Source organism: Streptomyces sp. NPDC048417, assembly GCF_040651615.1.
GTDB lineage: Bacteria > Actinomycetota > Actinomycetes > Streptomycetales > Streptomycetaceae > Streptomyces.
The window spans coordinates 1-26,464 of record NZ_JBEZKI010000027.1 but is presented as its reverse complement, the minus strand read 5'-3'; the positions used below and the strand labels follow the sequence as shown (position 1 = coordinate 26,464).

General features: G+C 71.5%; 24 protein-coding genes, 1 tRNA gene and 2 pseudogenes. 14 read left to right on the top strand and 13 right to left on the bottom strand.

Annotation, left to right across the window (positions count from 1 at the left end):
- Positions 1 to 100: 100 nt before the first annotated feature.
- Together AB0D59_RS35900 and AB0D59_RS35895 are read right to left on the bottom strand one after the other, a co-directional pair.
- Complete coding sequence (locus AB0D59_RS35900; RefSeq protein WP_362574663.1) at positions 101 to 469, bottom strand: peptidoglycan-binding domain-containing protein; 369 nt, start codon at positions 467 to 469, stop codon at positions 101 to 103.
- A gap of 169 nt (positions 470 to 638) precedes the next feature.
- Complete coding sequence (locus AB0D59_RS35895; protein ID WP_362574661.1) at positions 639 to 1,568, bottom strand: sulfite exporter TauE/SafE family protein; 930 nt, start codon at positions 1,566 to 1,568, stop codon at positions 639 to 641.
- A gap of 191 nt (positions 1,569 to 1,759) precedes the next feature.
- Between AB0D59_RS35895 and AB0D59_RS35890 the strand changes: the two genes are divergently transcribed.
- On the top strand, positions 1,760 to 2,842 hold the full coding sequence (locus AB0D59_RS35890; protein WP_362574660.1) for an ATP-binding cassette domain-containing protein: 1,083 nt from the start codon (positions 1,760 to 1,762) through the stop codon (positions 2,840 to 2,842).
- Positions 2,839 to 3,648 carry an ABC transporter permease gene (locus AB0D59_RS35885; protein WP_362574659.1) on the top strand — a complete coding sequence of 270 codons (810 nt, stop codon included), beginning with the start codon at positions 2,839 to 2,841 and terminating at the stop codon, positions 3,646 to 3,648. Before AB0D59_RS35890 ends, AB0D59_RS35885 begins: the two co-directional genes overlap by 4 nt.
- On the opposite strand, the gene AB0D59_RS35880 is transcribed toward AB0D59_RS35885, so the two are convergent.
- Both AB0D59_RS35880 and AB0D59_RS35875 read right to left on the bottom strand, forming a co-directional pair.
- A complete protein-coding gene (locus tag AB0D59_RS35880) occupies positions 3,626 to 6,781 on the bottom strand; it encodes a BTAD domain-containing putative transcriptional regulator (protein WP_362574657.1) in 3,156 nt (1,051 codons plus the stop codon). The two genes, AB0D59_RS35885 and AB0D59_RS35880, sit on opposite strands and share 23 nt — an antisense overlap.
- A gap of 302 nt (positions 6,782 to 7,083) precedes the next feature.
- Positions 7,084 to 7,914: a class I SAM-dependent methyltransferase gene (locus tag AB0D59_RS35875; protein ID WP_362574655.1), complete on the bottom strand. Its 831-nt coding sequence runs from the start codon at positions 7,912 to 7,914 to the stop codon at positions 7,084 to 7,086.
- A 386-nt stretch (positions 7,915 to 8,300) separates the two neighbouring features.
- Here AB0D59_RS35875 and AB0D59_RS35870 point away from each other — a divergent pair, with 386 nt between their 5' ends.
- The 5 genes and pseudogenes from AB0D59_RS35870 to AB0D59_RS35850 all read left to right on the top strand — a co-directional run bounded on the left by AB0D59_RS35870 (position 8,301) and on the right by AB0D59_RS35850 (position 11,569).
- Entirely contained in the window at positions 8,301 to 8,555 is a 255-nt protein-coding gene (locus tag AB0D59_RS35870; RefSeq protein WP_362574653.1) for a hypothetical protein, read from the top strand.
- A gap of 493 nt (positions 8,556 to 9,048) precedes the next feature.
- On the top strand, positions 9,049 to 9,516 hold the full coding sequence (locus AB0D59_RS35865; RefSeq protein ID WP_362574651.1) for a hypothetical protein: 468 nt from the start codon (positions 9,049 to 9,051) through the stop codon (positions 9,514 to 9,516).
- A 101-nt stretch (positions 9,517 to 9,617) separates the two neighbouring features.
- A pseudogene (locus AB0D59_RS35860) lies at positions 9,618 to 9,704 on the top strand (undecaprenyl-diphosphatase); the annotation flags it as partial.
- A gap of 111 nt (positions 9,705 to 9,815) precedes the next feature.
- On the top strand, positions 9,816 to 10,388 hold the full coding sequence (locus AB0D59_RS35855) for a Chromate resistance protein ChrB (RefSeq protein WP_362574649.1): 573 nt from the start codon (positions 9,816 to 9,818) through the stop codon (positions 10,386 to 10,388).
- Positions 10,385 to 11,569, top strand: coding sequence for an MFS transporter (locus tag AB0D59_RS35850; protein ID WP_362574647.1), 1,185 nt, complete (start codon positions 10,385 to 10,387; stop codon positions 11,567 to 11,569). Before AB0D59_RS35855 ends, AB0D59_RS35850 begins: the two co-directional genes overlap by 4 nt.
- A gap of 63 nt (positions 11,570 to 11,632) precedes the next feature.
- On the opposite strand, the pseudogene AB0D59_RS35845 reads toward AB0D59_RS35850, so the two are convergent.
- Positions 11,633 to 11,827: pseudogene (locus AB0D59_RS35845) on the bottom strand (ATP-binding protein); the annotation flags it as partial.
- A gap of 319 nt (positions 11,828 to 12,146) precedes the next feature.
- Between AB0D59_RS35845 and AB0D59_RS35840 the strand changes: the two are divergent.
- Positions 12,147 to 13,394 carry an acyltransferase gene (locus AB0D59_RS35840; protein ID WP_362574645.1) on the top strand — a complete coding sequence of 416 codons (1,248 nt, stop codon included), beginning with the start codon at positions 12,147 to 12,149 and terminating at the stop codon, positions 13,392 to 13,394.
- A gap of 247 nt (positions 13,395 to 13,641) precedes the next feature.
- On the opposite strand, the gene AB0D59_RS35835 is transcribed toward AB0D59_RS35840, so the two are convergent.
- Complete coding sequence (locus AB0D59_RS35835) at positions 13,642 to 14,031, bottom strand: metalloregulator ArsR/SmtB family transcription factor (protein WP_362574643.1); 390 nt, start codon at positions 14,029 to 14,031, stop codon at positions 13,642 to 13,644.
- Between the two features lie 134 nt (positions 14,032 to 14,165).
- On the opposite strand from AB0D59_RS35835, the gene AB0D59_RS35830 reads away from it, so the two are divergent.
- Positions 14,166 to 16,145 carry a heavy metal translocating P-type ATPase gene (locus AB0D59_RS35830; RefSeq protein WP_362574641.1) on the top strand — a complete coding sequence of 660 codons (1,980 nt, stop codon included), beginning with the start codon at positions 14,166 to 14,168 and terminating at the stop codon, positions 16,143 to 16,145.
- Positions 16,142 to 16,540: a (2Fe-2S) ferredoxin domain-containing protein gene (locus AB0D59_RS35825; RefSeq protein ID WP_362574639.1), complete on the top strand. Its 399-nt coding sequence runs from the start codon at positions 16,142 to 16,144 to the stop codon at positions 16,538 to 16,540. The genes AB0D59_RS35830 and AB0D59_RS35825 overlap by 4 nt, the downstream gene beginning before the upstream one ends.
- 43 nt (positions 16,541 to 16,583) lie before the next feature.
- Here AB0D59_RS35825 and AB0D59_RS35820 read toward each other — a convergent pair whose 3' ends face one another.
- The 3 genes from AB0D59_RS35820 to AB0D59_RS35810 form a co-directional block, all read right to left on the bottom strand.
- Complete coding sequence (locus AB0D59_RS35820) at positions 16,584 to 16,742, bottom strand: hypothetical protein (RefSeq protein ID WP_362574637.1); 159 nt, start codon at positions 16,740 to 16,742, stop codon at positions 16,584 to 16,586.
- Between the two features lie 55 nt (positions 16,743 to 16,797).
- Positions 16,798 to 18,447 (bottom strand): multicopper oxidase family protein, encoded by a 1,650-nt coding sequence (locus AB0D59_RS35815; protein ID WP_362574875.1) that lies wholly within the window; start codon positions 18,445 to 18,447, stop codon positions 16,798 to 16,800.
- A 106-nt stretch (positions 18,448 to 18,553) separates the two neighbouring features.
- Positions 18,554 to 19,015: a hypothetical protein gene (locus tag AB0D59_RS35810; protein WP_362574635.1), complete on the bottom strand. Its 462-nt coding sequence runs from the start codon at positions 19,013 to 19,015 to the stop codon at positions 18,554 to 18,556.
- Positions 19,016 to 19,501: 486 nt separating this feature from the next.
- Between AB0D59_RS35810 and AB0D59_RS35805 the strand changes: the two genes are divergently transcribed.
- From AB0D59_RS35805 to AB0D59_RS35795, 3 genes are all read left to right on the top strand, one after another.
- Positions 19,502 to 19,777, top strand: coding sequence for a hypothetical protein (locus AB0D59_RS35805; RefSeq protein ID WP_362574633.1), 276 nt, complete (start codon positions 19,502 to 19,504; stop codon positions 19,775 to 19,777).
- 351 nt (positions 19,778 to 20,128) lie between these two features.
- On the top strand, positions 20,129 to 20,335 hold the full coding sequence (locus tag AB0D59_RS35800; protein WP_362574631.1) for a hypothetical protein: 207 nt from the start codon (positions 20,129 to 20,131) through the stop codon (positions 20,333 to 20,335).
- Positions 20,336 to 21,159: 824 nt separating this feature from the next.
- The gene (locus tag AB0D59_RS35795; RefSeq protein WP_362574629.1) at positions 21,160 to 22,632 is read left to right on the top strand and encodes a sialidase family protein; all 1,473 of its coding nucleotides are present in this window, start codon (positions 21,160 to 21,162) and stop codon (positions 22,630 to 22,632) included.
- A 314-nt stretch (positions 22,633 to 22,946) separates the two neighbouring features.
- Here the strand turns inward: AB0D59_RS35795 and AB0D59_RS35790 are convergent, their stop codons facing one another.
- The 4 genes from AB0D59_RS35790 to AB0D59_RS35775 all read right to left on the bottom strand — a co-directional run bounded on the left by AB0D59_RS35790 (position 22,947) and on the right by AB0D59_RS35775 (position 25,748).
- The gene (locus AB0D59_RS35790) at positions 22,947 to 23,153 is read right to left on the bottom strand and encodes a hypothetical protein (protein WP_362574628.1); all 207 of its coding nucleotides are present in this window, start codon (positions 23,151 to 23,153) and stop codon (positions 22,947 to 22,949) included.
- A gap of 520 nt (positions 23,154 to 23,673) precedes the next feature.
- Positions 23,674 to 23,747 (bottom strand) — tRNA-Pro (locus AB0D59_RS35785).
- A gap of 74 nt (positions 23,748 to 23,821) precedes the next feature.
- A complete protein-coding gene (locus AB0D59_RS35780) occupies positions 23,822 to 24,580 on the bottom strand; it encodes a Pr6Pr family membrane protein (protein ID WP_362574626.1) in 759 nt (252 codons plus the stop codon).
- A 241-nt stretch (positions 24,581 to 24,821) separates the two neighbouring features.
- Positions 24,822 to 25,748, bottom strand: coding sequence for a metallophosphoesterase (locus AB0D59_RS35775; RefSeq protein ID WP_362574624.1), 927 nt, complete (start codon positions 25,746 to 25,748; stop codon positions 24,822 to 24,824).
- A gap of 102 nt (positions 25,749 to 25,850) precedes the next feature.
- Here AB0D59_RS35775 and AB0D59_RS35770 point away from each other — a divergent pair, with 102 nt between their 5' ends.
- On the top strand, positions 25,851 to 26,318 hold the full coding sequence (locus AB0D59_RS35770; RefSeq protein ID WP_351713699.1) for a GatB/YqeY domain-containing protein: 468 nt from the start codon (positions 25,851 to 25,853) through the stop codon (positions 26,316 to 26,318).
- Positions 26,319 to 26,464 lie beyond the last annotated feature (146 nt).

Genomic DNA, 26,464 nt, shown 5'->3' with positions numbered 1-26,464 from the left:
CGGGGAAGGGGGCGAGCGGTTCGAGCAGGGCGGCGGGCTGGAGTGTGCCTCGGTTCCGGCCGCCAGGGCCGGGGCGCGAACCGTGAGGACCGGGGGGCCGTCAGCTCGGGTACGGCGCGTAACAGTCCAGGGCCGGGTGGTACAGGGCCTGCCAGGTGCGGCCCTCGATCACGCCGCTCTCCGGGAGGCCGTGGCAGACCTGGATCCACTCGATCTTCTTCAGCATGAGGGTGCCGTAGAGCCCGTTGGCGGCGAGTTGGGGTGGCTCGCCGCCCCAGGCGTTGCTGAGGCACTGGGCCTGCTGGACGGCCGCGCCGGTGTCGCCGTACGTGAGGGTGGGCCGGGCGCCCGATGCCACGTAGGAACAGTGGTGCTCGGTGGCTGCCGCGGCCGTGTGGGGTACGGCCAGGCCCAGTGCGGCGGCCGCGCTCAGTGCCGCGGCCGAGGTGAGCAGTCGGTTCCGTCGCATGCGCGCTCCTTCAAGGCCGGCTCATGCCATGGTCGCGCGCGGGCGGCGACCTCCGCGAGTCGGGCTCGCCGCCGGAGGAGTGACAACGGAAGCGGGGGAGGGCGGTGGCCGCCGCCCTCCCCCGCTCGCGCGGCGGTCCTTGCCGGAGTGTCGTGACCATGACGTCTGTCTACGAGCCGCCGCTCACGCCCGCCGTCTCGGCTGCCGTTTCGTCTGCCGTCCCGGCCGCCGCCCGCGGGCGTGCGGTACGGCGGTCGCGCACGCTGACGAGCCCGCCGAGCAGCGCCATCCCCAGGCAGCCGAGCACGATGACGGTGGACGACGCCTTCAGCATCGACAGACCCGACCCGGTCAGCAGGACGACCAGCGCCCAGCGCACCGCGCCTCCGGCGACCCGGCTGGAGATGACGGAGCCGAGCAGGACGCCCGGAACGGCGCCGATCAGGAGGGTCGCCGCGAGTCCCAGGTCGGCGTCGCCGACCAGCAGGTGGCCCAGGGCCGCGGCGGCCACCATGGGGATGGCCTGCACCAGGTCCGTACCGACGAGATGGTTCGCCTTGAGGCGTGGGTGGGCCAGCATCAGCATCACGATGATCAGGGAGCCCGAGCCGACCGAGGTCATCCCGACGATCACCCCGCCCACCAGTCCGATGAGCAGCGTCGCCACCGGCCGTACCGGAACGTGGGCGTCCTCGGTGTCAGGGGCGGTGCGGCGGCGGTCGAGCCACAGACGGGTGAGCATGCCGACGACAGCGAGCATCAGCGCCGTACCGACGACGTACTTGACGCGTTGTTGCAGGTCGTCGCCGTCGCCGAGGGCGCGGAGCAGGAAGACGCCGCCGAAGGCGGCCGGGACCGCGGTGGGCAGCAGCCAGCGCACGACGTCCCAGCGGACGGTGCCGGCGCGCTGGTGCACCAGCGCGCCGAACGGCTTCATGAACACGGACGCGGCCAGGTCGCTGCCGATGGCCGCCGTCGGGTTCACCCCGAACACCATGACCATGATCGGGGTCATGAGGGCTCCGCCGCCCATGCCGGTGAGACCCACGGCGAAGCCGACCAGGGCTCCCGCGATGATGATCGGGCCGGTGGAATCCATGGGGCGGACCTTAACCACCATTCCTATGGGAAAGGTATGGAACAGTGGGTTCCAGTTCCCTGGGCTGTCTGTTGAAACGACCGGTGAAACGACCGGTGGAACGACCGGTGAAACCGTCGCTGAAACCGTCCGCCCCGCGCTGAAACCCGGCTGAAGTCGCGCTGAACCGCCGTGGCCGCAAGCTCTGCGGCATGACGACGACAGACAGCGAACTGGCCATCGAGGCCACCGGGTTGCGCAAGGCCTACGGGGACAAGACCGTCCTCGACGGCATCGACATCCGGGTACCGGCCGGCACGATCTTCTCCCTCCTCGGACCGAACGGCGCCGGCAAGACCACCGCGGTCAACATCCTCTCCACCCTGATCTCCGCCGACGCCGGCCAGGCCCGCATCGCCGGCCACGACATCACCGCCGAGGCCCAGTCGGTACGGGCCGCCATCGGGGTCACCGGACAGTTCTCCGCCGTGGACGGCCTGATCACCGGCGAGGAGAACATGCTCCTCATGGCCGACCTGCACCACCTCTCCAAGAGCGAGGGACGGCGGGTCACCGCCGAACTGCTGGAGCGCTTCGACCTCACCGAGGCCGCGAAGAAGCCCGCGTCCACCTACTCCGGCGGCATGAAGCGCCGCCTCGACATCGCCATGACCCTGGCCGGCAGCCCGCGGATCATCTTCCTCGACGAGCCCACCACCGGCCTCGACCCGCGCTCCCGCCACACCATGTGGCAGATCATCCGTGAGCTGGTCTCCGGCGGGACCACCGTCTTCCTCACCACCCAGTACCTGGACGAGGCCGACCAGCTCGCCGACCGCATCGCGGTGCTCAACGGCGGCAAACTCGTCGCCGAGGGCACCGCCGAGGAACTCAAGCGGCTCGTCCCGGGCGGCCACGTACGGCTGCGGTTCTCCGACCCGGTGGCCTACGAGCAGGCGGCCACCGCGCTGCGCGAGACCACCCTCCCCCACGCTCGGCTTCGCTCGCGCGGGGGGACCCCCATCGACGAGGCGCTCGCCCTGCAGATCCCCAGCGGCGGCACCCAGCGCGAACTGCGCGCCATCCTCGACTGGCTCGACGCCGCCTGCATCGAGGCCGACGAACTCTCCGTGCACACCCCCGACCTGGACGACGTGTTCTTCGCCCTGACGGGCAGCCCCGCGGCCGTCACCGGCAAGAAGACCGCCGCCACCACCGGCAAGAAGACCGCCGACGACGAGATGACCGCCGCAGGCAAGAAGACCGCCGCCACCGACAAGGAGACCGTCCGATGAGCACCGCACCCCATTCCCTGCGGGCCTACCCCTTCCGCGACAACCTCACCATGCTGCGGCGCAACCTCCTGCACGCCCGCCGCTACCCCTCCCTCACCCTGAACCTCCTGCTCACCCCGGTCATCCTGCTGCTCCTCTTCGTCTACGTCTTCGGCAACGTGATGAGCGCCGGCATCACCGGCGGCCACGCCGACCGGTCCGAGTACGTCGCCTACCTCGTCCCCGGCATCCTCTTCCTGACCGCGGCCATGACCTCGCTCGGCACCGCGGTGGCCGTGGCCACCGACATGACCGAGGGCATCATGGCCCGCTTCCGCACCATGGCGATCTCCCGCGCCTCCGTGCTGATCGGCCATGTCATCGGCAGTGTGATCCAGACGATGATGGCCCTGGTGCTGGTCCTGGGCATCGGACTGGCCATCGGTTTCCGGCCCGACGCCTCGCCGGTGGAGTGGCTCGCGGCGGCCGGGCTGATGGCCCTGGTCAGCCTCGCGCTGACCTGGCTCGCGGTCGGCATCGGTCTGATCAGCCCCAACGCCGAGGGCGCCAGCAACATCGGGACGCCGCTGGTGATGCTGCCGTTCCTGTCCAGCGCGTTCGTGCCGGTGGACGCCATGCCGGGCTGGTTCCGCTGGTTCGCCGAGTACCAGCCCTTCTCGCCCTTCATCGAGACCCTGCGCGGTCTGCTGCTGGGCAGCGGGATCGGTACGAAGAACGCCGTGCTGGCCCTGGCCTGGGGCCTGGGGCTGACCGTGCTGGGCTACCTGTGGTCCAGGGCGCGGTTCACCCGCGAGCCCCGGCAGTGAGCTCGTGCAGGGCCACGACCCGCAGCTGATCCCGCCCCAGGGCCGCATACCCCGACCTCGCGTCGGCGTACGCGGCCCGGTCCGCGTTCTCGGCCGCCGCCCGGGAGCGGGCCAGAGACAGGGTGGGGAACTCCCGTACCACCGGCATCCGTTCGGACAGTGCCAGCAGCCGTACGGCCGCCGGATCGCCCATGGCCAGCCGGGCGTGTCCCAGTGCCAGCAAGAGCGTGCCGTACACCGGCAGTTCCACCGGGGACCCGTCGGCCGGTGACCCGTCGGCCGGGCCACCGGACAGCAGCCCGAGCAGGTACGCCCCCAACTCCTCGGTGAGCGCGGTGACCGGATCCGGCCGGCCGTGCTGCGCGTGCGCGGCCACCGCCGCCGACTGCAGCTGAAGGACCCACGAGTCCACGAAGGGATCGTCGGCGAACAGGGCACCGGCCTCCCGTACCCGCTCCGCGGCCCGGCGCCACAGCCCGAGCCCGACCTCGGTCAGTCCCCGGGCCAGCGCGATCTCCGCCCTGGCCGGCAGCTCGGGGCTGTACACCTGGTCCGACTCCGGCGGCTGGTCCGCGGCGGCGAGGCCCAGCCAGTACTCGGCCTCGTCGATCTCGCCCCTGTGCAGACAGGCCAGCACCAGCCCCCAGCGGATGCCGAGGGTGTCCGACCTGTCGCCGAACGCGTCGAGCGCGCTCAGTGCGGCACGCAGATGGTCGTACGCCTCCGCGCCCCGCTCGGACTGCAGGCACAGCTCGCTGACCCGGCCGTGGCTGAGCAGGTGCATGGCCGGGTTGTTCAGCGGGGCGAGCGCGTCGAGCATCCGGCGGGCGCTCGCCAGGGCCCGCTCGGTGTCGTGCCCGGCCTCCCAGACGTAGCTGGCGACGGCCGAGGCGATGCCCGCCAGCATCGGCTCGTCGGACTCGCACAACTGCTGGAGCCGGGCGAACTCCGGCGCCCGTATCTCCGGCACGGCGCACAGCACGACGGACAGGGCCCGCAGCACGGTGTCCGGCTGGGCGGGCGGCAGCCGGCGCAGGGTCACCAACTGGCGTACGGCGTGCGGGCCGTGGCCCATGAAGAGACTTGCCGCGCACACCGCCGCCGCGCTGCGGGCCGGTTCCACGTCCGCGGGGTTCTCGGGCCGGAAACGGGAGAGGGGGGCCGCGGTGTCGGCGGACAGCGAGGTCAGCCGGCCGTAGTGGGAGCCGGTGGACCACAAGGAGGACAGTACGGCGGTGACGCCCGCGGTGGTGGGTCCGTCGGCGCGGGCCAGCGCGTACCGCAGTGCCAGGACGAGGTTGTCCTGCTCGGTGCGGATACGGCTCCAGGCGGGCCCCGGGCGGTGGCTGAACAGCAGGTCGTGGTGGGCCCGCCCGAACTCCCGGGCCCAGACCAGGAACCGGCCGGTCACCACCTCCTCCTCGCCGGCCTCGGCGCGCCGGGCGGCACCGAACTCCCGCAGCGTCTCCAGCATGTGGAAACGCACCCCGGACGGGCTGTCGCCCACCTTGAGCAGGGACTGGCCAGCCAGTTGCTCCAGCAGGGCCAGCGTGTCCTCGCTTTCCTCGAGCAGGTACTCGGCCGCCTCCTCGGTGAAGCCGCCGGGGAACACCGACAGGGCACGCAGCGCGGCCCGGCCGTCGGCCTCCAGGAGGTTCCAGCTCCACTCGACCACGGCCCGCAGGGTGCGATGCCGCTCGGGCGCGTCCCGGGCGCCACCGCGCAGCAGCGCGAAACGGTCCTGCAACCGGCGCGCGATGTCGGACACGGACAGCACCCGCACCCGGGCCGCGGCCAGCTCCACGGCCAGCGGCAGCCCGTCCAGGTGCCGGCAGATCTCGGCCACCTGGTCGGCGGGCAGATCCACGCCGGGCCGCGCGGCCCGCGCCCGCTGTTCGAACAGCTCGACCGACGTCGCCGGCGAAAGCTCCGGCAGGGCGTACACGGACTCCGAGGTCAGCCCCAGCGGAGCCCGGCTGGTGACCAGCACCCGCAGCTCCTTCGACCGCGAGACCAGCGCCTGGACGAGACCGGCTGCACCGGCGATCACCTGCTCGCAGTTGTCCAGCACCAGCAGCGCGGGACCCGTGCCCAGCGCGGCGACGATGCCGCTCACCGGGTCCGCGCCCCCGCTGAACCGCCCGCCCTCCCCGGCGCCGACGGCCGAGGCCACCTCGCCGGCCACGTCGTCGTCGGCGAGGACACCGGCGAGGGTGACGAAGTACACCACGGGCTGCTCGGCGGCCCGGCTCACCGCGTGGGAGAGCCGGGTCTTGCCAAGACCGCCGGGACCGACGACGCTCACCACCCGGGACGTGCGCAGCAACCCGCCCACGGCGGCCACCTCCGCGTCCCGCCCCACCAGGGGGTTCGGCTCGTGCGGCACCCCGTGCCGGACCCTCGGCACGTCCGCCCGCACCAGCTCCTGGTACACGGACTTGAGTCCGGGCCCCGGATCGGTCCCCAGCTCGTCCCGCAGCCGGCGGCGGTAGGCGTCGTACCGGGTCAGTGCCGCGGCCCGTCCGGCGGTCGTGGCCTCGCTCCGCAGCAGCTCCGCCAGCACCTCCTCGTCCCGCGGCAGCACCCGGGCCAGCGCGGCCAGCGGCGCCGCGGCCTCCGCCCGCCGCCCCAGCCGGGCGAGTGCGAGAGCCCGGGCCCGGACCAGCGCGCGATGCGCCCGGACCCGCGCGGCGCGCAGCGCCACCACCGGATCGTGCAGGTCCTCGCCCGCACCGGCGCCCACGCTCCCGTCCCAGAGCGCCAGCCCGGCCTCGGCCTGTGCCAGGGCGCCTTCGTGGTCCCCGGCCCGCGCCCGCTCGGCACTGCCCGCCTCGCGCAGCAGCAGGGCGGAACTGTCGACCCGCGTCTCGTCCAGCGCCAGCCGGTACCCCGTCGGCGTACTCACGATCAGTTCGGCACCCAGCTGCGACCTGAGCCGCGACACCAGAATCTGCACGGCCTTGCCGGGCCGCTCGGGCAGCTCCTCCGGCCACAGCCCCTCCACCAGCCGACCGGTGCTGCATCCCCCGAGCAGATCCTCCGCTAGCAACGCCAGCAGCCCGCGCAGCCGGGGCGCGGTGATCTCCCGTCCACGGCAGGCGACTCGGGGCAGCAGGGTCAGCTCGGTGGTCACCCGTGCAGAGTAGTCAGCGGGTGGTCACCGGTGGGAGGAACGGGGGCCGCGGCGGTCAGCCGCCGTACGGGTGGGGCGAAGCCGCTCTCGAAGCCGCTCTCGGAGCAACTCTCGGAGCAACTCTCGGGGGCGCGCTTGCTCGGGGGCGCGCTTGAAGGGGTTCTCGCAGCCGTAGCCGTAGCCGTAGCCGTAGCCGTAGCCGCCGCCCCGGGTCATCGCGGACCGACCTCAGACAGCCGGCCTCCCCCGGGCCTCGCCGACGGTCGACGGCGTCGGCGCCACCCGGCCGGCCGTCATCCCCCTCAGCCGCCCTTCGACGGGCGCTGTGCGGAGACGACGTAGTAGTCCAGCAGTCCGTCGCGATAGGCCGGCAGGAAGTTCCGCGGCCACTGCACGGGCAGGTCGATGCCGGACAGGAAGTGATCCAGGCCCGCCCAGACATGGCCACCGATCGACTCGGCTCGTACGTCGGCCAGCCCGACGGCGTCCAGCGCGTCGACCAGGGAGGCAAGCGGGTGGGCCACATCCAGTCCGGACGCGAAGCTGTCCAGCCGGGCCGCCAGTTCCCCGCCCGCGGCCTCGGCACCGGCGGGCAGGAAGAAACTGGTGACAGCGAGCCGGCCGCCGGGCCGCAGCACCCGCGCGGCCTCACGGCAGAACGCGGCCAGGTCACGGAAGTGCTGGGCGGCTTCGACGGAGTACAGACACTCGAACCGCCCGTCCTCGAACGGCATTTCCTCCGCCGCCCCATGAGCGAACCGAAGCCGGCCGGGCGCCTGGCCGAGCAGTTCGGCGTTGGTCCGCCGGGCCCGCTCCAACTGCTCGGGATGAACGTCCACTCCGGTCACCGAGGCGAACCCGAACTCGTCCAACGCGAGTACGGCGCCGAGCCCGAGCCCGCAGCCGACCTCGACGGCATGGGCGTCCGCCCCGTCGAGAGTGCCCAGCACACGACGGTAGAGATTCCGCTGACTGCGCACCCGGTCCTCGGGGGTCAAGGGACGGTCGAGCGGAATCCCGTCCCAGTGACCGAAGTTGATGAACCCGCCTCCGAACGCCGGTGCGGAGCTGAGGTCCTGGGCCCCGTAGACGGCACGCACGGAAGGCGCGACGTCGTAGCGGATACCGTCCACACGATCTCCCTGTCCACGATGAGAGTGCTCGGCCTCTGGAACGCATCGTGCCCCCTGCCCGGCCACGGCGGCCAGACCACCCGACCCGCCCCACAGCCGGTTCGGCCGCGCTCGACCACTCGCGTTCCGAGGGAGAGTCAGGAGCGGTCAGGGCTCCAGCCACTTCCGGTGAAACCGACGCCCGCCGGCTGCGGCACCGTACCGACGACACCGGGCGAACCCGCGCAGGGCCGTCGGCAGCCGGAAGGGGTCACCTCAACCGATTGGCCCTCAGAACCCCCGGATGGCTTCCCCGATGAGCGCTGCGCCGGAAGTCGATCTAGCCTCCGAAATGAGCGCGGAATTGATCTTTTGATGGTGCGCTCTACTCGCCCCTAGGAGGAGAAATGAACAGTTTCCGTAAGGTCGTCGTTGCGGCCGCCATCATAAGCGGTGTCAGCCTCGTGGCCATCAGCCCTGCCAACGCCCAGGCTGCGCAGCACATGGGAGGCGGCGGTGGGTGCAAGTCCCACGATCTGGACCTCGACATTCTCGGTGAGGTGGGCATCCTCAACGGCCTGGGCGGCAACCTGATCAACGGCGAAGGCAGCCCAGGTGCGCAGGTCACTGACATCGGTTCCGACTGCGGTCACGGCTGGTAGCAGCCCCGCCCGTATTCGCTTGGAAATAGATGTCAAAGGCCCCGAGCCGTGACGGCGAATTCCCGGGGCTGTCGCAGACGCTCGGCTGGGATTTCCCAGCCGAGCGTCTCGCGTAATCGCCCTCGAACCGGTCGACGATGACCCACCGTCTCGCCGTCTCGCCATCTCACCCGGTCGCACGGACCCAGTCCTCGGACTGGTGGTCCCGGCAGCGCCGGCAGCGGCCGGGTGCCGCCGCCCGGAACGCCCGATCGCAGGCCGTCGCAGGTCTGGAAGGGCAGGACGGCCGGGCGTGCCGCGGGCCGGTCCCCGACACGCGTTCGGTGCGAGTACGCCGGTCGACCCGGTCGCAGCGAGCGACGGTAAAGATCATCGGCAGGACCGGCTGCAAAGCGTGGCGGAACACGATTCGTGGGAAGCTGACGGCCGCCGCGCCCGAAGGCTGTTCGGACTCACCAAGTACCTTCTGGCACAGGCGTGTTGGAATGCCCTTATGGCCACTCCCGCTGACGGAACCACCCACCTGAGTCCGGACGAGCCCGAGCACCGCCTGCGTGCCGAGATCGAGCGACTGAGAGACGAGGCGACGCGCCAGAGGACACTCGCGCACCGCCGGGCCGAGTTCTGGACCAAGATGGACATCGCCCTCGGCTTCCCCGCGGCTTTGCTCGCCGGCACGGCGGGAACGGCAGGACTGGCCTCCGCGGACGCGCGCGTTCCCGCCGCCCTCGCCGCTCTGACCTCCGCCGGGTTCGCGGCGGGAGCGGGCTTCCTGCGCAGCGACACCAGGCGCCGCGCCAACAAGCGCGCCCGGCACGCATGGGCCTCGGTCGAGGCCAGCGCCACGGTGGCACTGACCCAGGAGCACGTGACCCCCGAGATCCTCGGCAACCTGCTGGAGTGCCGCCAGGCCGCGCTGGCGGCCTACGACGGCGAGGAGCCCCGGCCGGGAGCGTCGTGATCCGCCGCCCGTGGGCCACCGCCCCCTGTCGAAGAACTCGGAGCGGATGACCTGGCGGACATAGCTGCCGACGCGTTATCGCGGCGGAACGACGGTGAGGATCCGCCGAGGGCCGCGGCATCCGCAACCGCGAGGAGCGCTATCACCACGACTGCAAGTTCGCCTGGTGGGTCATCTACGCGACCATATCCACCGGATCGTCGTCGGGGTGGGTCTGCTGGCCACGGGAGCGTTCAACGCCTGACCTGCGGTCGTGTTTTCGTACGACACTAGATGTAACGCCTGCTACCTTCCGTACCGTGACGAATGCGAACAGGGGAGCCGGGAGCCGCTGGCTCGTCCTCGTGATCAGGCTTCCCGCGGAGCCCTCGCGGCACCGGGTCGCGGTCTGGCGGGAGCTGCGCAGGATCGGCGCGCTCTCGCTGGGCCAGGGCATCTGGGCCGTACCCGACGTGCCGGTTTTCGGGGCCGGGATCGCCCGTGCGGTCGAACTGACCGAGCGGTCCGGCGGTCAGGCGGTGACGCTGAACGCGTCCGGGCGCGGTCCCGAGGATGCTGCCCGTTTCCAGGCCATGTTCACCGCCGCGCGCTCGGAGGACTGGGCGGAGTTCCTGGCGGACTGCGGCAAGTTCGAGGCGGAACTGGCCAAGGAGATCCGCATCGCCAAGTTCACCCTGGCCGAACTGGAGGAAGAGGAGCAGTCGCTGGAGCGGCTGCGCCGCTGGCACCGGGACCTGACCGCACGGGACGTCTTCGGCGCCTCCGAGGCGGTCGAGGCCGCCGCACGCCTCAAACAGTGCACGGTTGCCTGCGAGGACTATGCCGAGCGCGTCTTCCGCGCCCTCCACGAGACCCCGGAGCAGGATCGATGACCGCGACGGCGGCTTCCCGGGCAGCGCCCGCCCGGCAGATGTGGCCCCTGTACGCGTCGGGGTTCACCACCGCCTTCGGCGCCCACGGCATCGCCGCCAACCTCGGCGGCCACTCCGACGATGCGGTCACCTCCCTCATGGTGCTCGGCGGCCTGCTCGCCCTGTACGACGGGGCCGAGGTGCTCCTCAAGCCGGTCTTCGGCACGCTGGCCGACCGCGTCGGAGCGCGTCCTGTTCTGCTCGGCGGCCTTGTCGCCTTCGCCGCCGCGTCCGCGGTGTACGCCATCGCGGACAGCCCCGGCTGGCTGTGGGCGGCCCGCCTCGGGCAGGGCGCCGCGGCCTCCGCCTTCTCCCCGTCGGCCTCCGCCCTGGTCGCCCGCCTCAACCCGGCCGCCAAGCACGGCCGGGCGTTCGGCAGTTACGGCTTCTACAAGTCGATCGGCTACACCCTCGGCCCGCTGCTCGGCGGCGTCCTGGTGTGGGCCGGCGGCCTGCGGCTGCTGTTCGTCGTGCTGGCCGTGCTGGCCGCGGCGGTGGCCGCCTGGGCCGCGCTCTCCGTCCCTGCCCTGCCCCCGCTGCCCAAGACCCGGCAGACCGTGCTCGACCTGGCCCGGCGCCTCGCCGACCCGGCCTTCCTCGGCCCCACCGGTGCGCTGGCCGCCGCCACCGCCGCGCTGTCCGTCGGCGTGGGCTTCCTGCCCGTCTCCGGCCGGGCGGCCGGACTGGGTACGGTGGCCACAGGCGCCGCAGTGTCGGTGCTCGCCGCCTGCGCCGCGCTCGTGCAGCCGTGTGCGGGTCGCGCGCTGGACGACGGCCGCCTCAGCACCCGTACCGGCCTCACCGCCGGACTGCTGACCGCAGCCGTCGGCCTGGCCTGCGCCATGCTCCCCGGCCTGGTCGGCGTCCTGACCGGCGCGGCCCTGATCGGCATCGGCACCGGCCTGATCACGCCGCTGGGCTTCGCGGCTCTCGCCACGTCCACTCCCACCGAGCGCCTCGGCCAGACCATGGGAGCTGCTGAACTGGGCCGCGAACTCGGTGACGCGGGCGGCCCGCTCCTGGTCGCCGCCGTCGCCACGCTCACCACCCTCACCCACGGCTTCGCGGTCCTCGCGGTCCTGCTCGTCGCCGGATCGGCGATCGGTCCTGTCCACCGCCGCTCCGGAGGGCAGCGACACTGACCGGTCTGGTCGTATGAGGCAGGTGCCTCGGCAGGCGATGTCGCGCGTGACGACGGCGCCCGAGGCGGTGTTCCCGGCGCGGGCGGTGCCGTCGTGCGAGGCGGCGACGGCGGCGACCGGCGCGAGGCCGACACCGGAGCCGGGGGTGGTACGGCTGGCCTCGGCCCGGGTGAAGCGGTCGAGGGCGTACGGCAGGAACTCGGGCGGGAATCCGGGGCCTTGATCGGTGACGGACGCACGCAGGCGGCCTTCGCGCATATCGGCCCGCAGCGTGGTCCCGTCGGCCGTGGTGCAGGGCGTTGTCCAGGAGGGTGCCGACGGCCGGTTCGAGCCGGCGTGGAGCTGCGCGCACGGTGGCGTTGTCCGTTGTGGAGCTGCGTGCACGGTGGGGTTGTCCGTTGTGGAGCCGCGCACAGTGGGGTTGTTTGTGTTCGACGGCGAGGGTGCGGGTCTCCGGCTCGGAGGCCGGCTGCGGGACACCATCGCCGCCGGTCTCCGGCGGCGGGACAGCGACGCCTACCTGTGAAGAACATGAGATTTTGTGTGATCGCGGTTCGCCTGGGAAGACGCCGCCGTTATGAGCACCCTCCAGCGGAGCACGGTGGACGAGGCCCCGGAGCAGCGCCCTGATGTGCGGGCGGCGCCGCCGCTCGTGCCCGCGTCCGGGGAACGACGCAGAGGCGGTGGGCGGGGCTTTTCGTCGGCGCTGCGCGGTGGTGGGCGGGTGGCGGGGCTGGACGGACTGCGGACGGTCGCGGTGGTGTTGGTGATCGTCTACCACGTGGAGCCGGACCTGGTGCCCGGCGGCTCGGTGGGTGTGGACGTGTTCTTCACGATCAGCGGTTTCGTCATCACGCGACTGCTGGTCGGCGAGTACGCCCGTACCGGTCGGATCGGGCTGTGGGCGTTCTACCGGCGGCGATGGCTGCGGCTGATGCCGGCTCTGCTGGTGATGTGCGCGGTGACCACCCTGCTGTCCGTGGCGTTCACGCTGCCGCTGTTCCGCGGGGCGTGGGTGGCCGCAGCGTTGGCCGCGGGCTCGGTGGTCAATCTCGTACGGGCGGGGGATGCCGGAACGTACTCGGATCTCATCGCGCCGCTGAGCCACACCTGGTCCCTCGGCGTGGAGGAGCAGTTCTACCTCGCCTGGCCGCTCCTGCTGATCGTCCTGCTGCGGCACGCGACGACGCGGGCGGTGCTGGCCTGCGTCGCGGTGCTGTGCGTCCTGCCGGTGCTCTGGCGGACGGTGCTCTGGAACCCCTCGGCGGCGCACCGCATCTACAACGGCCCCGACACCCGCGCCGACCAACTCCTCATCGGCGCGCTTCTGGCCCTCGTCCTGGCCCGGCTGCGGGCCGACGACACCCGCCTGGAGCTGCTGCGCCAATGGGCTGGACGGCTCTGCTGGCCCGCGCTCGCCCTGCTGGGGCTGATCGCCCGGCAGGTCCCGATCACCGGGACGAGCGGCTGGAATCCCATGTGGTACACGGTCGGATTCCTGGCCGCCGCCCTGCTGACGGCCAGCGTGGTGGCCGCACTGCAACTGTGCCCCCGGTCATGGCCCTCCCGCCTGCTGTCGCTGCCCACGCCGGTCTGGATCGGACGCAACCTCAGCTACGGAATGTATTTGTGGCACTACCCCGTCATCCGCCTGCTGCACGACCTCGGTGTGCACGGCGACCGACTGCTCCCGGCCGGCCTCGCGGCGACGCTCGCCGCCGCCCTCACCTCGTACGCCCTCGTCGAACGGCCCCTGCTACGACGTCACCAGTTGCGCGTGCGCCGACTGGAACCGGTGGCCGCCGTGGTTCCACCAGCCCTGTGACCAGCGTGCCTTCAAGGCGGAGACACCTCGACTGGCGGAGACGTACAGGGAACCCGGAGCCACTGGTGTGAGCTGCCGAGAGAAGTTCGGAAGGGCTCGGACCACATGGTGGGCACGGGCCCGCAGTCGGTTGGGATCAGCGGGTCAGCGCCCGCACTCGTCCCGAGGACGTCACTGGGGGAGGACGCCCTCGGGCCCATCGGCCCGACCTCGCTCGTCCCGCGGTCGCGTCGGGCCGGAGGGCGGCTCAGTGCGCTCCGGCCGCCGTGGTCGGGACCTCCTCCGGGGCGTCGCGCAGGCCGAGGCGCAGGTGCTCGACGTGGTAGAGGGCCTGCTCCAGCAGCTCGGCGACGTGGTTGTCGTAGAGCGCGTAGATGACCGAACGGCCTCGGCGCTCTCCGGTGACCAGGCCTAGGTTGCGCAGCAGCCGCAGTTGGTGGGAGCAGGCGGACTGCTCCATGCCGACGGCGTCAGCGAGTTCGGTCGCCGCGCACGGGCCTTCCTGTAGACGAGCCAGGATCCGCAGTCGGGAGGGGGTGGCCAGAGCCTGAAGCGTGGCGGCCACGTCGGAAGCACCCACGGCCTCCAGGCGCTCGCGCGCAGTGGCGGTGGTCTTGGCGTCAGCTCCGTGGCCCATGGCACTCATCCTACGGAGACGGATCCATGAACACATGAATGCGTCTTCATGTGATCCTGTACGGTGGAGAGCGCGACGCCGGATGCCCGGCATACCGCTGTTTCGCCATGCCTCCGTGAAGGACTTCCGCTCCGATGACCTCCACCCTCACCCAGCCGTACGCCGACCGGGCCGCGCCGCCGCGCGATGGCGGTAGCCTCCGGCGCCGCACCGGTGTCCTCGCCCTGCCCGAGGTGCGCTGGGCGATCGCGGCCACCGTCTTCTTCCTGCTCGCGCTGCTTTCGCGACTGGCCGGCGCTCCGGTGTGGGCGTGGGGTCCGCTGTACGCACTGTCGTACGCGACCGGCGGGTGGGACCCCGGCCGGCAAGGGCTGAAGGCGCTGCGGGAGAAGACCCTCGACGTAGACCTGCTGATGGTCGTCGCCGCGCTCGGTGCGGCGGCGATCGGGCAGGTCATGGACGGCGCGCTGCTGATCGTCATCTTCGCCACGTCCGGTGCGCTGGAGGCGCTGGCCACGGCGCGGACGGCCGACTCCGTGCGCGGGCTGCTGGATCTGGCACCGGCAACGGCCACCCGCGTCGACGCCGACGGCGGCGAGGAGACCGTAGCCGTCGAGGCGTTGGGCGTCGGCGACATCGTCCTCGTACGGCCCGGTGAGCGCGTCGGCGCGGACGGCCGGGTGCTGGACGGGGCGAGCGACGTCGACCAGGCGACCATCACCGGCGAGCCGCTGCCCGTCGTCAAGGAGAGGGACGACGAGGTCTTCGCGGGCACCCTCAACGGCACCGGCGCGCTGCGTGTCCGTGTCGAGCGGGACGCCTCCGACACGGTGATCGCCCGGATCGTGCGCATGGTGGAGGAGGCGTCGGAGACCAAGGCGCCGACCCAACTGCTCATCGAGAAGGTCGAACAGCGCTATTCGCTCGGCATGGTGGCGGCGACCCTCGCGGTGTTTCTCGCCCCGCTCGCCTTCGGCGCGAACCTCACCGACTCGTTGCTGCGGGCCATGACCTTCATGATCGTGGCCTCGCCGTGCGCGGTCGTACTGGCGACCATGCCGCCCCTGCTGTCGGCCGTCGCGAATGCCGGACGTCACGGTGTGCTGGTCAAGTCAGCCGTGGTCATGGAGCGCATCGGACAGGTCGACGCGGTGGCGCTCGACAAGACCGGCACGCTGACCGAGGGCACCCCGCGGGTTACCGACATCCGGCCGTTGACCGGGTCAGGGCTGGACGAAGGTGAGTTGCTGGTCCTCGCGGCCGCAGCGGAGCACCTGAGCGAGCATCCGCTGGCCCGTGCCGTGGTGGATGCGGCACGCGAGCGCGGACTCGCCCTGCCGGTGGCCGAGGACTTCGCCTCCACGCCCGGCGTCGGAGTGACCGCCACCGTCGACGGGCGCGTGGTCACGGTCGGCGCACCGGCCCGGTTTCTTGTCGAAGCCACGGACCCGGGCTCTGCCCGAGCGGCGGTGCTCACCGCTGGGTTGGAGGTCGGCGGGCGGACCACGGTGCTGGTCGGTGTGGACGGTACGCCGGTCGGTGTGCTCGGCATCGCGGACCGGCTGCGCCCCGACGCCACCGCCGCCGTCGCCTCGCTGACGTCTCTCACCAGGGCCGCGCCCGTGCTGCTGACCGGAGACAACCAGCGCGCCGCTGCCCGCCTCGCCGCCGAGGTCGGTATCGAAGACGTGCGGGCCGGACTGCTCCCCGAGCACAAGGTGGCCGCCGTGCGGGAACTGGAAGAGGCCGGCCGCAAGATGCTGGTCGTCGGCGACGGCGTCAACGACGCCCCGGCGCTCGCCGCCGCCCACACCGGGGTTGCCATGGGCCGGGCCGGCTCCGACCTCGCGCTGGAGACCGCCGACGCCGTGATCGTGCGTGACGAACTCCGCACGGTCCCCTCCGTGATCGCGCTGTCCCGGCGCGCCCGCACGCTTGTCGTGCAGAACCTCGTGATCGCGGGCCTGTTCATCGCCGGCCTGGTCGTCTGGGACCTGATCGGCACCCTGCCGCTGCCACTCGGCGTGGCCGGCCATGAGGGCTCCACCGTCATCGTCGGCCTCAACGGACTGCGCCTGCTGCGCGAGGCGGCCTGGCGGCAGGCCGCCGAATGAGCCGCCGCAAGGCACCCGCCGCACAAGGCGAGCCCCGGTGCACGGTCACCGTGTGCCGGGGCTGCTGCTGCGGCACCGACAAGATCCCCGGTGTCGATCACACCGCCCAGCTCGTCACGCTCAAGTCCGAGCTGGGCGCACTCGCCCGGGTCCGGGCCGTGAACTGCCTGGACGCCTGTGAGCAGGCGAACGTCATCGTCGTCCAACCGTCCGCCGCCGGCCGGGCCGCGGGAGGACGGCCGGTCTGGTTCGGACTGGTCAACGACCCTGACGCGACGGCTGACATCGCCGCCTGGGTCGCGTCCGGGGGGCCCGGACTCACCGACCCTCCCGCCATCCTTGACCTGTACGAGGTCGCCCCGTCGCGGCGTGTGCGACGGGGCGTGGAGGACTGACGGCCCTCGCGTGTGACGTGGGTCGGGTGGTCTGTCTCCCTGGTCAGTGGGTGGGCAGGCTGTCGGCGAGGCGGTCGTGGCTGTGCCGCCCGGCCGCCGCGCCGCACTCAAGCACGCCCTCACGGTCCCGACCATTGCCCACGGCGAACTGGGTGCGCAGGCCGCCGAGTTCGTGGACGGGGATGCTGGACGGGTCCGGCATCCCCGTCACGGCGAAGGAGCTGGCTCCGCCGTACCCGCGTGACCATGTGGGGGGGTCACCCTTGGTAGGCCACCAGCGCCATCATCCCGGCCTCGCCGTGGTACGCGTTGTGGCAGTGCAGCATCCACTGGCCCGGGTTGTCCGCGTCGAAGAGCACCGACACCGTCTTCTTCGGCAGCACGATGGTCGTGTCCTTGCGGGGCCCGCCGCTGCCGAGTTGGTAGGTGTGGCCGTGCAGGTGCATCGGGTGCCACATGGTGGTGCGGTTGACGAAGTCCAGTCGGACGCGCTGCCCCTGCTCCACCGTGATCGGATGGGCGGTCGGGTCGTTCATGTCGAACCGCCTGCCGTTGATGGCCCAGTCGTACGCCATCATGCCGCCGGTCAGCTCGATGCGGTGGACCCGGTCCACCTTCTTCGACGCCGGCCGGACGTCGTCCGCCGCCTTCAGCTGCGTCGCGGACATGATCATGCCGTCCAGTTCTGTCGGACGAACGTTCGCCCTGGGAGCGGTGCCGGAGCCGGTGCGGACCACAGCCAGGCCGGTGGCGTTCTTCCCCTCGGCCAGCGCGACCAGGGGAAAGACGCCGTCATCGAGGGTGACCAGGACGTCGTAGCGTTCGCCCATGCCGATCAGCAGGGCATCGACCTCCTGATGCTGGACGGGGTAGCCGTCGGTGTGGGTGATGGTCAGCCGGTGCCCGCCGAGAGCGACGCGGTAGGCGGTGTCGCTTCCCGCGTTGATCAGACGGATACGGACCCGCTTGCCGGGCTTGCTCCTAAAGACCTGCGGATCGGCCGGAACGCGGCCGTTGACCAGGTGGTACGGGTACTTCACGTCACCGGCGTCCCCGCCGAGCAACACGCTCTCGGCACCCATCAGCATGAACCTCGTCGACATGCCGCCGCCGGAGGACGAGGCGGACGGGGAACCACTCGTCCCGCCCATCCCGCCGCCCGTGCTCATCCCGCTCATGTTTCCCATGTCGTGGCCGCTGCCGTCCGAAGGACTGGACGAACCGCTCGGCATACGACCGCTGTTCATGCCGCCCATGCCCTGCTTCAACTCGGCATGGACCTCGTCCGGAGTGCCGGTGACACCGTCCAGCCAGTCGTCGAGCACGACGACCCACTCCTCGTCGTACGACAGCGATTCCTTCGGGTCCTCCACGATCAGCGGGGCGTACAGGCCCCGGTCGAGCTGGACTCCGATGTGCGGATGGAAGAAGTAGGTGCCCGGGGCGTCGGTGAGGAACCGGTAGGTGAAGTTGCTCCCGGCCCGGACGGCGGACTGGGTGGCCGACGGCGCGCCGTCCATGTCGTTGCGCAGGGCGATGCCATGCCAGTGGACGGACGTGGTGGTCTGGTCCGGAAGCCGGTTGGACAGCGTGGCGGCGATCTGGTCGCCGGCCGAGACGCGCAGCTCCTTGCCGGGAGTCCGGCCGCTGAAGGCCCACGTCCTGGCCACGATGCCCGCGCCCAGTTCCAGCCTGGCCGGGGCGGCGACCAGGGTCACCTCGTGGGTCCGGCCGGTCGTGGTGCGTTTCCTCTCGGCCGCGGCGACCGCGGAGCCGGACGGACTGACCAGGGCGGCGGTGCTGCCGGAGGTGCTGCTGCCGGAGGTGCTGCTGCAGGAGGCGAGCGTGCCCGCGGCGGCGATGCCGAGCCCGGCCAGAAGCGCGGATCGACGGTTCATGGCGGTCATGGGGTTCATGGCGTTCATGGGGGTCCTCTTCTCACGATTGTTCTGCTGAGGTCGCGTGCGGACACGGCTGCGCACGTACGAGGACAGGCGCAGCCGCGGGCGCGGCCTACAGCAGCAATCGCGAGAGGAGTGTGAGATCGGGCGGTGCTCGTCCCGTCGTCCCTGGACCATGCCGCCCCGCGCCGGCTCGGGAGAGGGCGGCCGGGGTGTGGCCGACGGCGGGCTCGGCAGGGGGCACCAGCTTCACCGTGTCGACGCCGGCGGTAGAGCAGTGCTGCATTGCCATGCCCGAGCAGAAGCCGTCGTCGCCGAGGACAACGGGAGTTGCCGTACCGGGCGGCGCGGTGTGCGTGTCGGAGCGGACCTGTGTGGACGGGGCCGGTCCGTGGCTCATGCCCGCCATGTCGGCAGCCTCGGCTGCGTGGGACGGCGGGATGTGCGTCATGGGTGCGGCCGTCTCGTGGTGCACGAGAACGGCGAACGTCGCGACCAGCGTGATGACGGCAGCGCGCGTGCAGCGGAGGGCGACGCGCGCGATGGCGCTTCGCAGGTCCTCGGCTGTCGTCATGGTTTCCGTCCGTGGTCGGTGATGCCGGACGCCGCCACTATACCCCTAGGGGGTAATCGCCTACTCGTCGGTGGTGTTTGTGACGGTCGTGCCGGATGCTGCGGCCGATGGCCGATGGCCGACGGCCGACGGCCGACGGCCGGCGTGGCGGCCCGGCTCGGCTACCGAGCTTCGCGCAATCGCAGTTACGCAGCGCGGCCACTCCCCCCGGATGCCCAGGACGGGAGGGGGAGAGGATGCGACGCTGGAGTGAGGGGCCCGTGAGTGGAGGTCCGAGTGCGTCTCATCCAGTCCGGGGCCCTCTCCTTCGGCCTGGCGGCCATGTCCCGGTGCGGCTCAAGGGATGCGACGCAGAATCGTGCGGTCGGTCTGTGAGCCCGCCGGCCGGGGCACCCACTCACCGAGCGTCGCCAGGCGGCCTTACCGCGTGGATCCGGCCCGCCGGGACCAGGACCGCGCGACCAACCCGGAAGGCAGGTGCGTCCCATGCGCACGTCGACCCGTATCGCCGGTGCCCTCACCAGCCTGGCCCTCACCCTCGGTGCTGCGGTCCTAGCCGCTCCCGCGGTCCGGGCGGACATCCCCGCCTGCACAAAGATGGCCGAACTGGCCGGTGCCACCGCTTCCGACTCCGTCACAGCGGCCTGCAGCCGTGGCGTGGTCGGAGACCTGCAGAGTTGTGTGACCGGACTGACCGGGGCCGGAGTGGCGGGCGGTGCCGCGACCGGTGCCTGCCGGGCGGCGGCCCACGAACCGCGTTAGAGGACCGCGCGCGGCAGTCGCCCGCCGGCACCGGTCGGAGGCAGGTACGGCCCGTCTCCTCCTCACCCCCCCGGCCTGCCCGGACACAACGCGGCCTCGGTGGGCGGTCTCGACGTCAAGGACATCGACGTCGCCCAGCTCCCACCGATGCGCACGCGGCGTGCCGATGCGGCCGGTCGAGTCCGGTACGTCATGCCTCTCCGGGGCCGGGCAGTCACCGCCCGGGCGCGGCGCCCGGCCTCGCCTCGCGGGCCTCATGCGGAGCGCCCATGCTGAGTAAGAGGGCGCCGTCGTCTTGAGAGTTGTCCTTCCCGAAGGCCGAACGAAGGCGCCTGAGCGGAGGAGGAAGTCATGCGCATGCGAAGAATCCTGGGCCTCGCCCTGGCCGCGGCAACCCTTGCCGGCGTGAGCGCCGTCGGCGCTGTCAGCGCCGGGGCCGCGTCGTCTCCGAACATCTCCAGAGACGACTGCACGGCCGCCGGCGGCCAGATCGTTTCACGCCCCTACGCCGGCGAGGCCTGCGCGCTGCCTGACGGGACCTCGCAGGCGATCACTTGACCGGTCGGCGCACGGCTGGGCAACCAGTCCGCTCGGCGCACGGCTGCGCAACCAGTTCGGCACCGCGACACCGTGGCACCAACGGCACTCGCGATGGTGGACGCCGACCGTATCGAAGCCAAGGCCGTCACCGCTTCGCGACGGTCCGCGCCGTCCTGAGCACCGCACTCGCCGCCGTCCTGAACGGCCCCGGCCCTGTCGTCATACAGTGACCGACGAGGTCGTTCGCATTTCCCAGCTGTATTGATTCGGATGTCAACAGCTGTATTGATCACGAGCGTTGGTGACACTCGGCAGGTCTTGAACAGGCGCAGAAGAACGAGCAGTTCCGCCGACCTCCAGCCTGGATGTGCGGACGGTGATGGAGTCTTCCCTCTGGCGCGGGCGATGATCGCGCCGCCGTCCGAATCGAGACGGCCCTTTGCCGATGCCCTGACTCCTCCCCACCGTGGAACCCACCGTGGAAGAGGGCCCGTAGGTCATCCCGCTCCAACCCGTCCGAGTCAAGGCCGACCCCGCCGGCATCGCCGACCGGCACGTGGCCCACGGCGCTCTCCGGGGACCTACGAGACGGCGCCGTAACAGCACGACCAAGGAGCCGACCGGCACGGTGCACCCGCCGGTCGGCTCCGTCGTGCCCCTCGACGACCCCGGGCCCCGGGGACGACTCCGTCGTTCGGCCCATCAAGGGCACCGGCTGCAACGCCGAATAGGACCCAAGCGGAGTCGCCCCACCCTTGCGTTCCGGTACGCCTCCGTGCCCCAGGCCGTCCCGATGACGGCGGTCCAGTACCCCCGGCCGACAGGCCCGGAGGAGATCCCGCATGCGCGTCTTCCTGCCCCTGACCGCCGTCACCACCGCCGCGCTCCTGCTCATCACGGTCACCGGCGCGACTCCCGCCGCAGCGGACCGGAACCTCGACGGCACACAACTGGTCAAGGTGTCCCACGGCGACCCGTACGCGAAGTGCACCCTCGGAGCGAGGTCCCCCGACAGCATCGTCTACCCGGCCACCGAGGTCGAGCCGTACCTGTCCGTCGATCCGCGCGACCCCAAGCGCGTGGTCACCGTGTTCCAGCAGGACCGCTGGAACGACGGCGGCGCCCGTGGCCTGGCGGCCGGCTGGACCACGGACGGCCACACCTTCCACCGGAGCACGCTGCCGTTCAGCCTGTGCGCCCCCGGCGGCGCGGACTACGAACGGGCCTCCGACCCCTGGGTGAGCACCGGACCGGACGGCACGGTCTACGCCGGCGGGGAGGGCGTCGACTTCACGAAGAGCACGCGCAGCGCCCTCCTGGCAGTCACGTCCCGCGACGGCGGCCGCACTTGGCAGAACCTCACCACCACGCACGTCGACGAGCAGCCGTTCTTCAACGACAAGCCCTCACTCACCGCCGACCCGATCCGTAAGGGCACCGCCTACCAGGTCTGGAACCGCCTCGACAACGACCCACCCGGCCCCAGCTCCCTCGACGGTCCCGGCTACATCTCCCTCACCCGCGACGGCGGCCGCACCTGGAGCAGGGCCCGGCCGTTCGTCGACACCAGCACCGTGCCCAACACCCAGACCATCGGCCATCTGATCGTCGCCGACCGGTGCACCGGCACCCTGTACGACTTCTTCGACCGGATCACCTACTCCGACGACCTGAGCACCGTCCTCGAAGCCCGCTACGAGGCGGTCACCTCGACCGACGCCGGAAAGACCTGGAGCGCCCCGGTCACCGTGGCCCGGGACACGTCCGTACCGGAGGTCGACCCGAACGACCCCACCAAACCGCTGCGTGCCGCGGCCACCCTGCCGAGCCCGGCCGTCGACCCCAGGACAGGCACGCTGTACATGGCCTACGAGGGCTCGGACTTCTCCGGTGGAAAGTTCGACTCCGTCCAGCTTGTGCGGTCCACCGACGGCGGACGTACCTGGGGGACCCCGGAGCTGATCAGCCCCAAGGGCGTTCCGGCCTTCTCACCGTCGATCGCGGTCGCCGAGCGGGGCACGGTCGCGCTCACCTACTACGACCTGCGTTTCCTCAAGTCCGGCGACACCACCACCCTGCCCACCGCCTACCAACTGGCCACGCTGCAGCACGGAAACGCGATGCTCCGGACTGAACGACGGATCTCGCGGGTCTTCGACTGGCTGCAGGCGCCGTTTTCCGGGGGCTACTTCCTCGGCGACTACCAAGGCCTGGTGGCAGACGGCACGGGAGTACGGGCGGTGCTCACCGAGACCCACTCCGGCGCACCACAGAACCGTACGGACGTGTACACCAGCAGTCTCCTCACCCCCTGACCGACGCGGACGCCGTCGGCCGTCCCGACCGCCGACGGCTGCAGACAGGCCTCGGACCCACTCCGTGACCACGTTGGGCGGGGAGGTTTGGCCGCGTCCCGCCCGGCGGGGCGGGCCTGCTGATCTGGGACGCAAACCTTGGCAGCTCGCCGCGCTCGCGCGCGACGGCGTTCGGGAGCTCCCGCCCGCAGCGTGCTTCCGGGCCGACTCGGGCCCAGCGTGCCCGACGGGTCGGCACAGTCCCTGCGACTCTCCCGGCTACGCCCACGCGGGAGCGCCCCGCGGCGCGGTGGCTGCGGGGCGCCTTGTGGGGTTCAGTCGACCTGCTCCCCGTTGTGCGTACCGCCCTTGCAGAGGTTGTCCGCCAGATCGGGCGTTCCGCCGCCCTGCTTGCACTCAGAAGGGGTGACGTACGATCGGGCACCCTGGGCGGCGGCGGTGGCGGTGGCGGCGCCTGTGAGGCCGAGTCCGGCGAGGGCTGCCGTGGCGATGACGGTGGCGAGGATTCGTCGAATGCGCATGTGGTTCGCCTTTCACGGATTGCCTCGGTTGGGGCACTAGTCAGCTTGATCTTCACCCATGTGGGTGGCACGTCATGTTGGGCCATTCGGGTGACAGTGCTGTCGGGTGCGGGGCCGGTGACGCGACCCGTCGGACAGGCCCCGGAACGAAGAGACCAGCCCGGCCGGACGGGTGGTCTCTTCGATGTTCCGGAGGGGGCGGCGTCCGCAACCGGCCCATGCTGAGAGCAGTGTTGACCTGCGGAAACGGGCCGTTGGCAGCGGAGGGTGGCAGGACGCTGCTCACGCGCTGGCGGACGCTACACATTCTGTTTGGCGTCCGCAGGAAAAGTGAAGGTCAGGTCTACCGGAAGCAGATACCGCCCCGTGATCCAGACTGGTGCGGCGGTCATGGACGGAATCGTCGGCAGCGATCAGCAGCGGTCGTAGTCACTCAGGACCGATAGTCACGCAGTGAGACACGCAACCGCTCAGAGCCCGGTGGGTAAATGTACCCACCGGGCTCTGACCTACTTCACTGTCGGGGTGGCGGGATTTGAACCCACGACCTCTTCGTCCCGAACGAAGCGCGCTGCCAAGCTGCGCTACACCCCGGCGTCGCTGCTGTGCTGCTTGTCGCGGCGACGTCGTTTACTTTAGCCCACAGCTGGCTGGAGACGAAATCCGGTTTATGGGCGGCGGCCGACCGGGTTCGGGCGGGTGTGGTCCAGGGCCACCAGGAGGACCGCCAGGGCGTAGAGGGCGAGGCCCAGGAGGAGGGCGTTGGCGAGGGCGCCGCGGTAGCCGTGTTGCTCTGCGTCCAGGAAGGGGTAGAGGTAGCGGCCCGGCGTGCCGGGAAGGAGAAGCTCCGCTCGGGTGAGGAAGAACGCCAGGTAGGCCAAGGGGTAGAGCATCCAGCCCGCTGTCTGGCGGAGGTGGAGGCGGCTGGGGGGCGTGAGGATGAGCCAGTCCACGAGCGCGGCCAGGGGTGCCGCCGTATAGAGGAGCTGCAGGGCCAGCCACTGGCCGTGCCAGGCCAGTGGCGGGTGTGCCGCCCCCGTCATGGAGAAGGGGGGAGTGGTGTGGCCCAGGAGCAGGTGGTAGACCAAGGCCGAGACCACGATGTAGAGCAGCGCAGCGCCCGTCAGGGACGAGGTCAGCGGGCGGGACGCCTGCCAGGCGCGGCGCGCCGAGGCCAGGCTGACCAGCGCCAGGAAGATCGCCGCCTGTATCCCGAAGTAGCTCATGATCTGCCCCGGGCTGCCCAGTAGCAGCTCCAGGGCCGCACCCGCCGACGCCAGTGCGGCCGTCAGGAGGCGGAACACCGCGGTCAGGGGGCGACGGGTGGGGGCCACCACCGCCGTCGCCGGAACGTGTCCGGGCAGCAGCACGGGCGTACCCGGGACCGCGGGGAGGTCCGGGATGTCCCGGGGTATCGGAGCCGTCATGCCCTCAAGGTAGGAAGAAAGGGGCATGACCGGCATGTTGGCCTACGCCGGGTGGGTTACGAGGCGGGTGGGTTACCCGGTGGGTGGGTTACCGGGTGGCTCGGTTACTGGGTGGCTCGGTTACTGGGTGGGTCGGTTACCGGGTGAGCGGGCTCCCGGGTGGGTGATCCGTTGATTCCACGGCCGGCCCCCCGCCGTCGCCTCGTCCCTCCCCGTCCCTCCCCGTCCCTCCTCGTCCCTGCTACTCCCGCCCCACCAACGTCAGCAGCGTCGCCTCCGGCGGGCACGCGAAGCGGACCGGGGTGTAGCGGTTCGTGCCGCAGCCCGCCGAGACGTGGAGGTACGACGTACGGCCCTCCGACGTGTGCCGCGAGAGGCCCTTCACGCGGTCCGCGTCCAGGTCGCAGTTGGTGACCAGGGCGCCGTAGAAGGGGACGCAGAGCTGGCCGCCGTGCGTGTGGCCGGCCAGGACCAGGGGGTAGCCGTCGGCCGTGAAGGCGTCCAGGACGCGCAGGTACGGGGCGTGGACCACGCCCATCGAGAAGTCCGCCGTATCGGACGGGCCGCCTGCCACCTGCACGTACCGGTCCCGCTTGATGTGCGGGTCGTCGAGTCCCGTCAGCTCGACCGAGACGCCCTCGACCTTCAGGACACCGCGTGTGTTCGTCAGGTTCAGCCAGCCCGCCCCGTCGAACGCGTCCCGCAGGTCCTCCCACGGGAGGTGGATCGCGCCGACCACCGGCGGATTGCCGTTCAGGCCGTGCTTTCCGCTCGTCTTCTCCAGCAAGTAGCGGGCGGGGTTGCGGGGTTTGGGGCCGTAGTAGTCGTTGGAGCCGAAGACGTACGCGCCGGGGAACTCCATCAGGGGTCCAAGCGCGTCCAGGACCTCGGGGATGCCCTCCGGGTCGGACAGGTTGTCGCCCGTGTTGATCACGAAGTCCGGGCGCAGGCCCGCCAGCGACCGCAGCCAGCGCTGCTTCTTGCGTTGCCCGCTCACCATGTGGATGTCGGAGACCTGGAGTACGCGCAGCGGGCGCATTCCCGGCGGGAGGACCGGGACCGTCACCCGGCGCAGGCGGAACGAACGGACCTCGAAGCCGGCCGCGTACAACACACCGGCGGCACCGAACGCCGCGATTCCCAGGGGTACTCCGTATCGAGCGCGCATACGACCATCGTGTCAGACGCGTGGCGGGACTCATGACCGACCGCCGACAGGGCGGGTAAAACGGCGGGCGGCCCGCGTGCGGCACCTGCGACAATCGGAACCATGACCACCACGCTCAAGTCGAAGCTGCACGACGACCTCAACTCCGCGATCAAGGCACGTGACGAGCTCCGCTCCTCGACGCTCCGGCTGACGCTCGCCGCGATCACCAAGGAGGAGGTCGCGGGCAAGGAGAAGCGCGAGCTCTCCGACGACGAGGTGCTCAAGGTGATCGCCAAGGAGGCGAAGAAGCGCCGGGAGGCGGCCGAGGCCTTCGCGCAGGGCGGCCGCACCGAGAGCGCCGAGCGGGAGAAGGCGGAGGGCGAGCTTCTCGACGAGTACCTGCCCAAGCAGCTCAGCGACGAGGAGCTGGGCGGGATCGTCGCCGCGGCCGTCGAGGAGGCGAAGGCGGCGGGCGCCGAGGGGCCGCGGGCCATGGGCGCCGTGATGAAGATCGTGAACCCGAAGGTTGCCGGACTGGCCGAGGGCGGCCGCGTCGCCGCCGCGGTGAAGAAGCGGCTCCAGGGCTGACGCCGGAAGCACCAGAGGCTTCGGATGCTCCGGAGGCCTGGAGGCCTGGAGGCCTGGAGGCCTGGAGGCCTGGAGGCCCAGAGGCCCGGAGGCTTCGGGCGGTACGACGGCGGGGCCGCACCTCTCTCGCAGAGGTGCGGCCCCGC

What these genes read in the sequence shown, in the direction of transcription:
- AB0D59_RS35900 (WP_362574663.1), bottom strand. Translation starts at nt 469, where the DNA reads ATGCGACGGAACCGACTGCTCACCTCGGCCGCGGCACTGAGCGCGGCC.
- AB0D59_RS35895 (WP_362574661.1), bottom strand. Translation starts at nt 1,568, where the DNA reads ATGGATTCCACCGGCCCGATCATCATCGCGGGAGCCCTGGTCGGCTTC.
- AB0D59_RS35890 (WP_362574660.1), top strand. Translation starts at nt 1,760, where the DNA reads ATGACGACGACAGACAGCGAACTGGCCATCGAGGCCACCGGGTTGCGC.
- AB0D59_RS35885 (WP_362574659.1), top strand. Translation starts at nt 2,839, where the DNA reads ATGAGCACCGCACCCCATTCCCTGCGGGCCTACCCCTTCCGCGACAAC.
- AB0D59_RS35870 (WP_362574653.1), top strand. Translation starts at nt 8,301, where the DNA reads ATGAACAGTTTCCGTAAGGTCGTCGTTGCGGCCGCCATCATAAGCGGT.
- AB0D59_RS35865 (WP_362574651.1), top strand. Translation starts at nt 9,049, where the DNA reads ATGGCCACTCCCGCTGACGGAACCACCCACCTGAGTCCGGACGAGCCC.
- AB0D59_RS35850 (WP_362574647.1), top strand. Translation starts at nt 10,385, where the DNA reads ATGACCGCGACGGCGGCTTCCCGGGCAGCGCCCGCCCGGCAGATGTGG.
- AB0D59_RS35840 (WP_362574645.1), top strand. Translation starts at nt 12,147, where the DNA reads ATGAGCACCCTCCAGCGGAGCACGGTGGACGAGGCCCCGGAGCAGCGC.
- AB0D59_RS35835 (WP_362574643.1), bottom strand. Translation starts at nt 14,031, where the DNA reads ATGGGCCACGGAGCTGACGCCAAGACCACCGCCACTGCGCGCGAGCGC.
- AB0D59_RS35830 (WP_362574641.1), top strand. Translation starts at nt 14,166, where the DNA reads ATGACCTCCACCCTCACCCAGCCGTACGCCGACCGGGCCGCGCCGCCG.
- AB0D59_RS35825 (WP_362574639.1), top strand. Translation starts at nt 16,142, where the DNA reads ATGAGCCGCCGCAAGGCACCCGCCGCACAAGGCGAGCCCCGGTGCACG.
- AB0D59_RS35820 (WP_362574637.1), bottom strand. Translation starts at nt 16,742, where the DNA reads ATGCCGGACCCGTCCAGCATCCCCGTCCACGAACTCGGCGGCCTGCGC.
- AB0D59_RS35815 (WP_362574875.1), bottom strand. Translation starts at nt 18,447, where the DNA reads ATGACCGCCATGAACCGTCGATCCGCGCTTCTGGCCGGGCTCGGCATC.
- AB0D59_RS35810 (WP_362574635.1), bottom strand. Translation starts at nt 19,015, where the DNA reads ATGACGACAGCCGAGGACCTGCGAAGCGCCATCGCGCGCGTCGCCCTC.
- AB0D59_RS35805 (WP_362574633.1), top strand. Translation starts at nt 19,502, where the DNA reads ATGCGCACGTCGACCCGTATCGCCGGTGCCCTCACCAGCCTGGCCCTC.
- AB0D59_RS35800 (WP_362574631.1), top strand. Translation starts at nt 20,129, where the DNA reads ATGCGCATGCGAAGAATCCTGGGCCTCGCCCTGGCCGCGGCAACCCTT.
- AB0D59_RS35795 (WP_362574629.1), top strand. Translation starts at nt 21,160, where the DNA reads ATGCGCGTCTTCCTGCCCCTGACCGCCGTCACCACCGCCGCGCTCCTG.
- AB0D59_RS35790 (WP_362574628.1), bottom strand. Translation starts at nt 23,153, where the DNA reads ATGCGCATTCGACGAATCCTCGCCACCGTCATCGCCACGGCAGCCCTC.
- AB0D59_RS35780 (WP_362574626.1), bottom strand. Translation starts at nt 24,580, where the DNA reads ATGACGGCTCCGATACCCCGGGACATCCCGGACCTCCCCGCGGTCCCG.
- AB0D59_RS35775 (WP_362574624.1), bottom strand. Translation starts at nt 25,748, where the DNA reads ATGCGCGCTCGATACGGAGTACCCCTGGGAATCGCGGCGTTCGGTGCC.
- AB0D59_RS35770 (WP_351713699.1), top strand. Translation starts at nt 25,851, where the DNA reads ATGACCACCACGCTCAAGTCGAAGCTGCACGACGACCTCAACTCCGCG.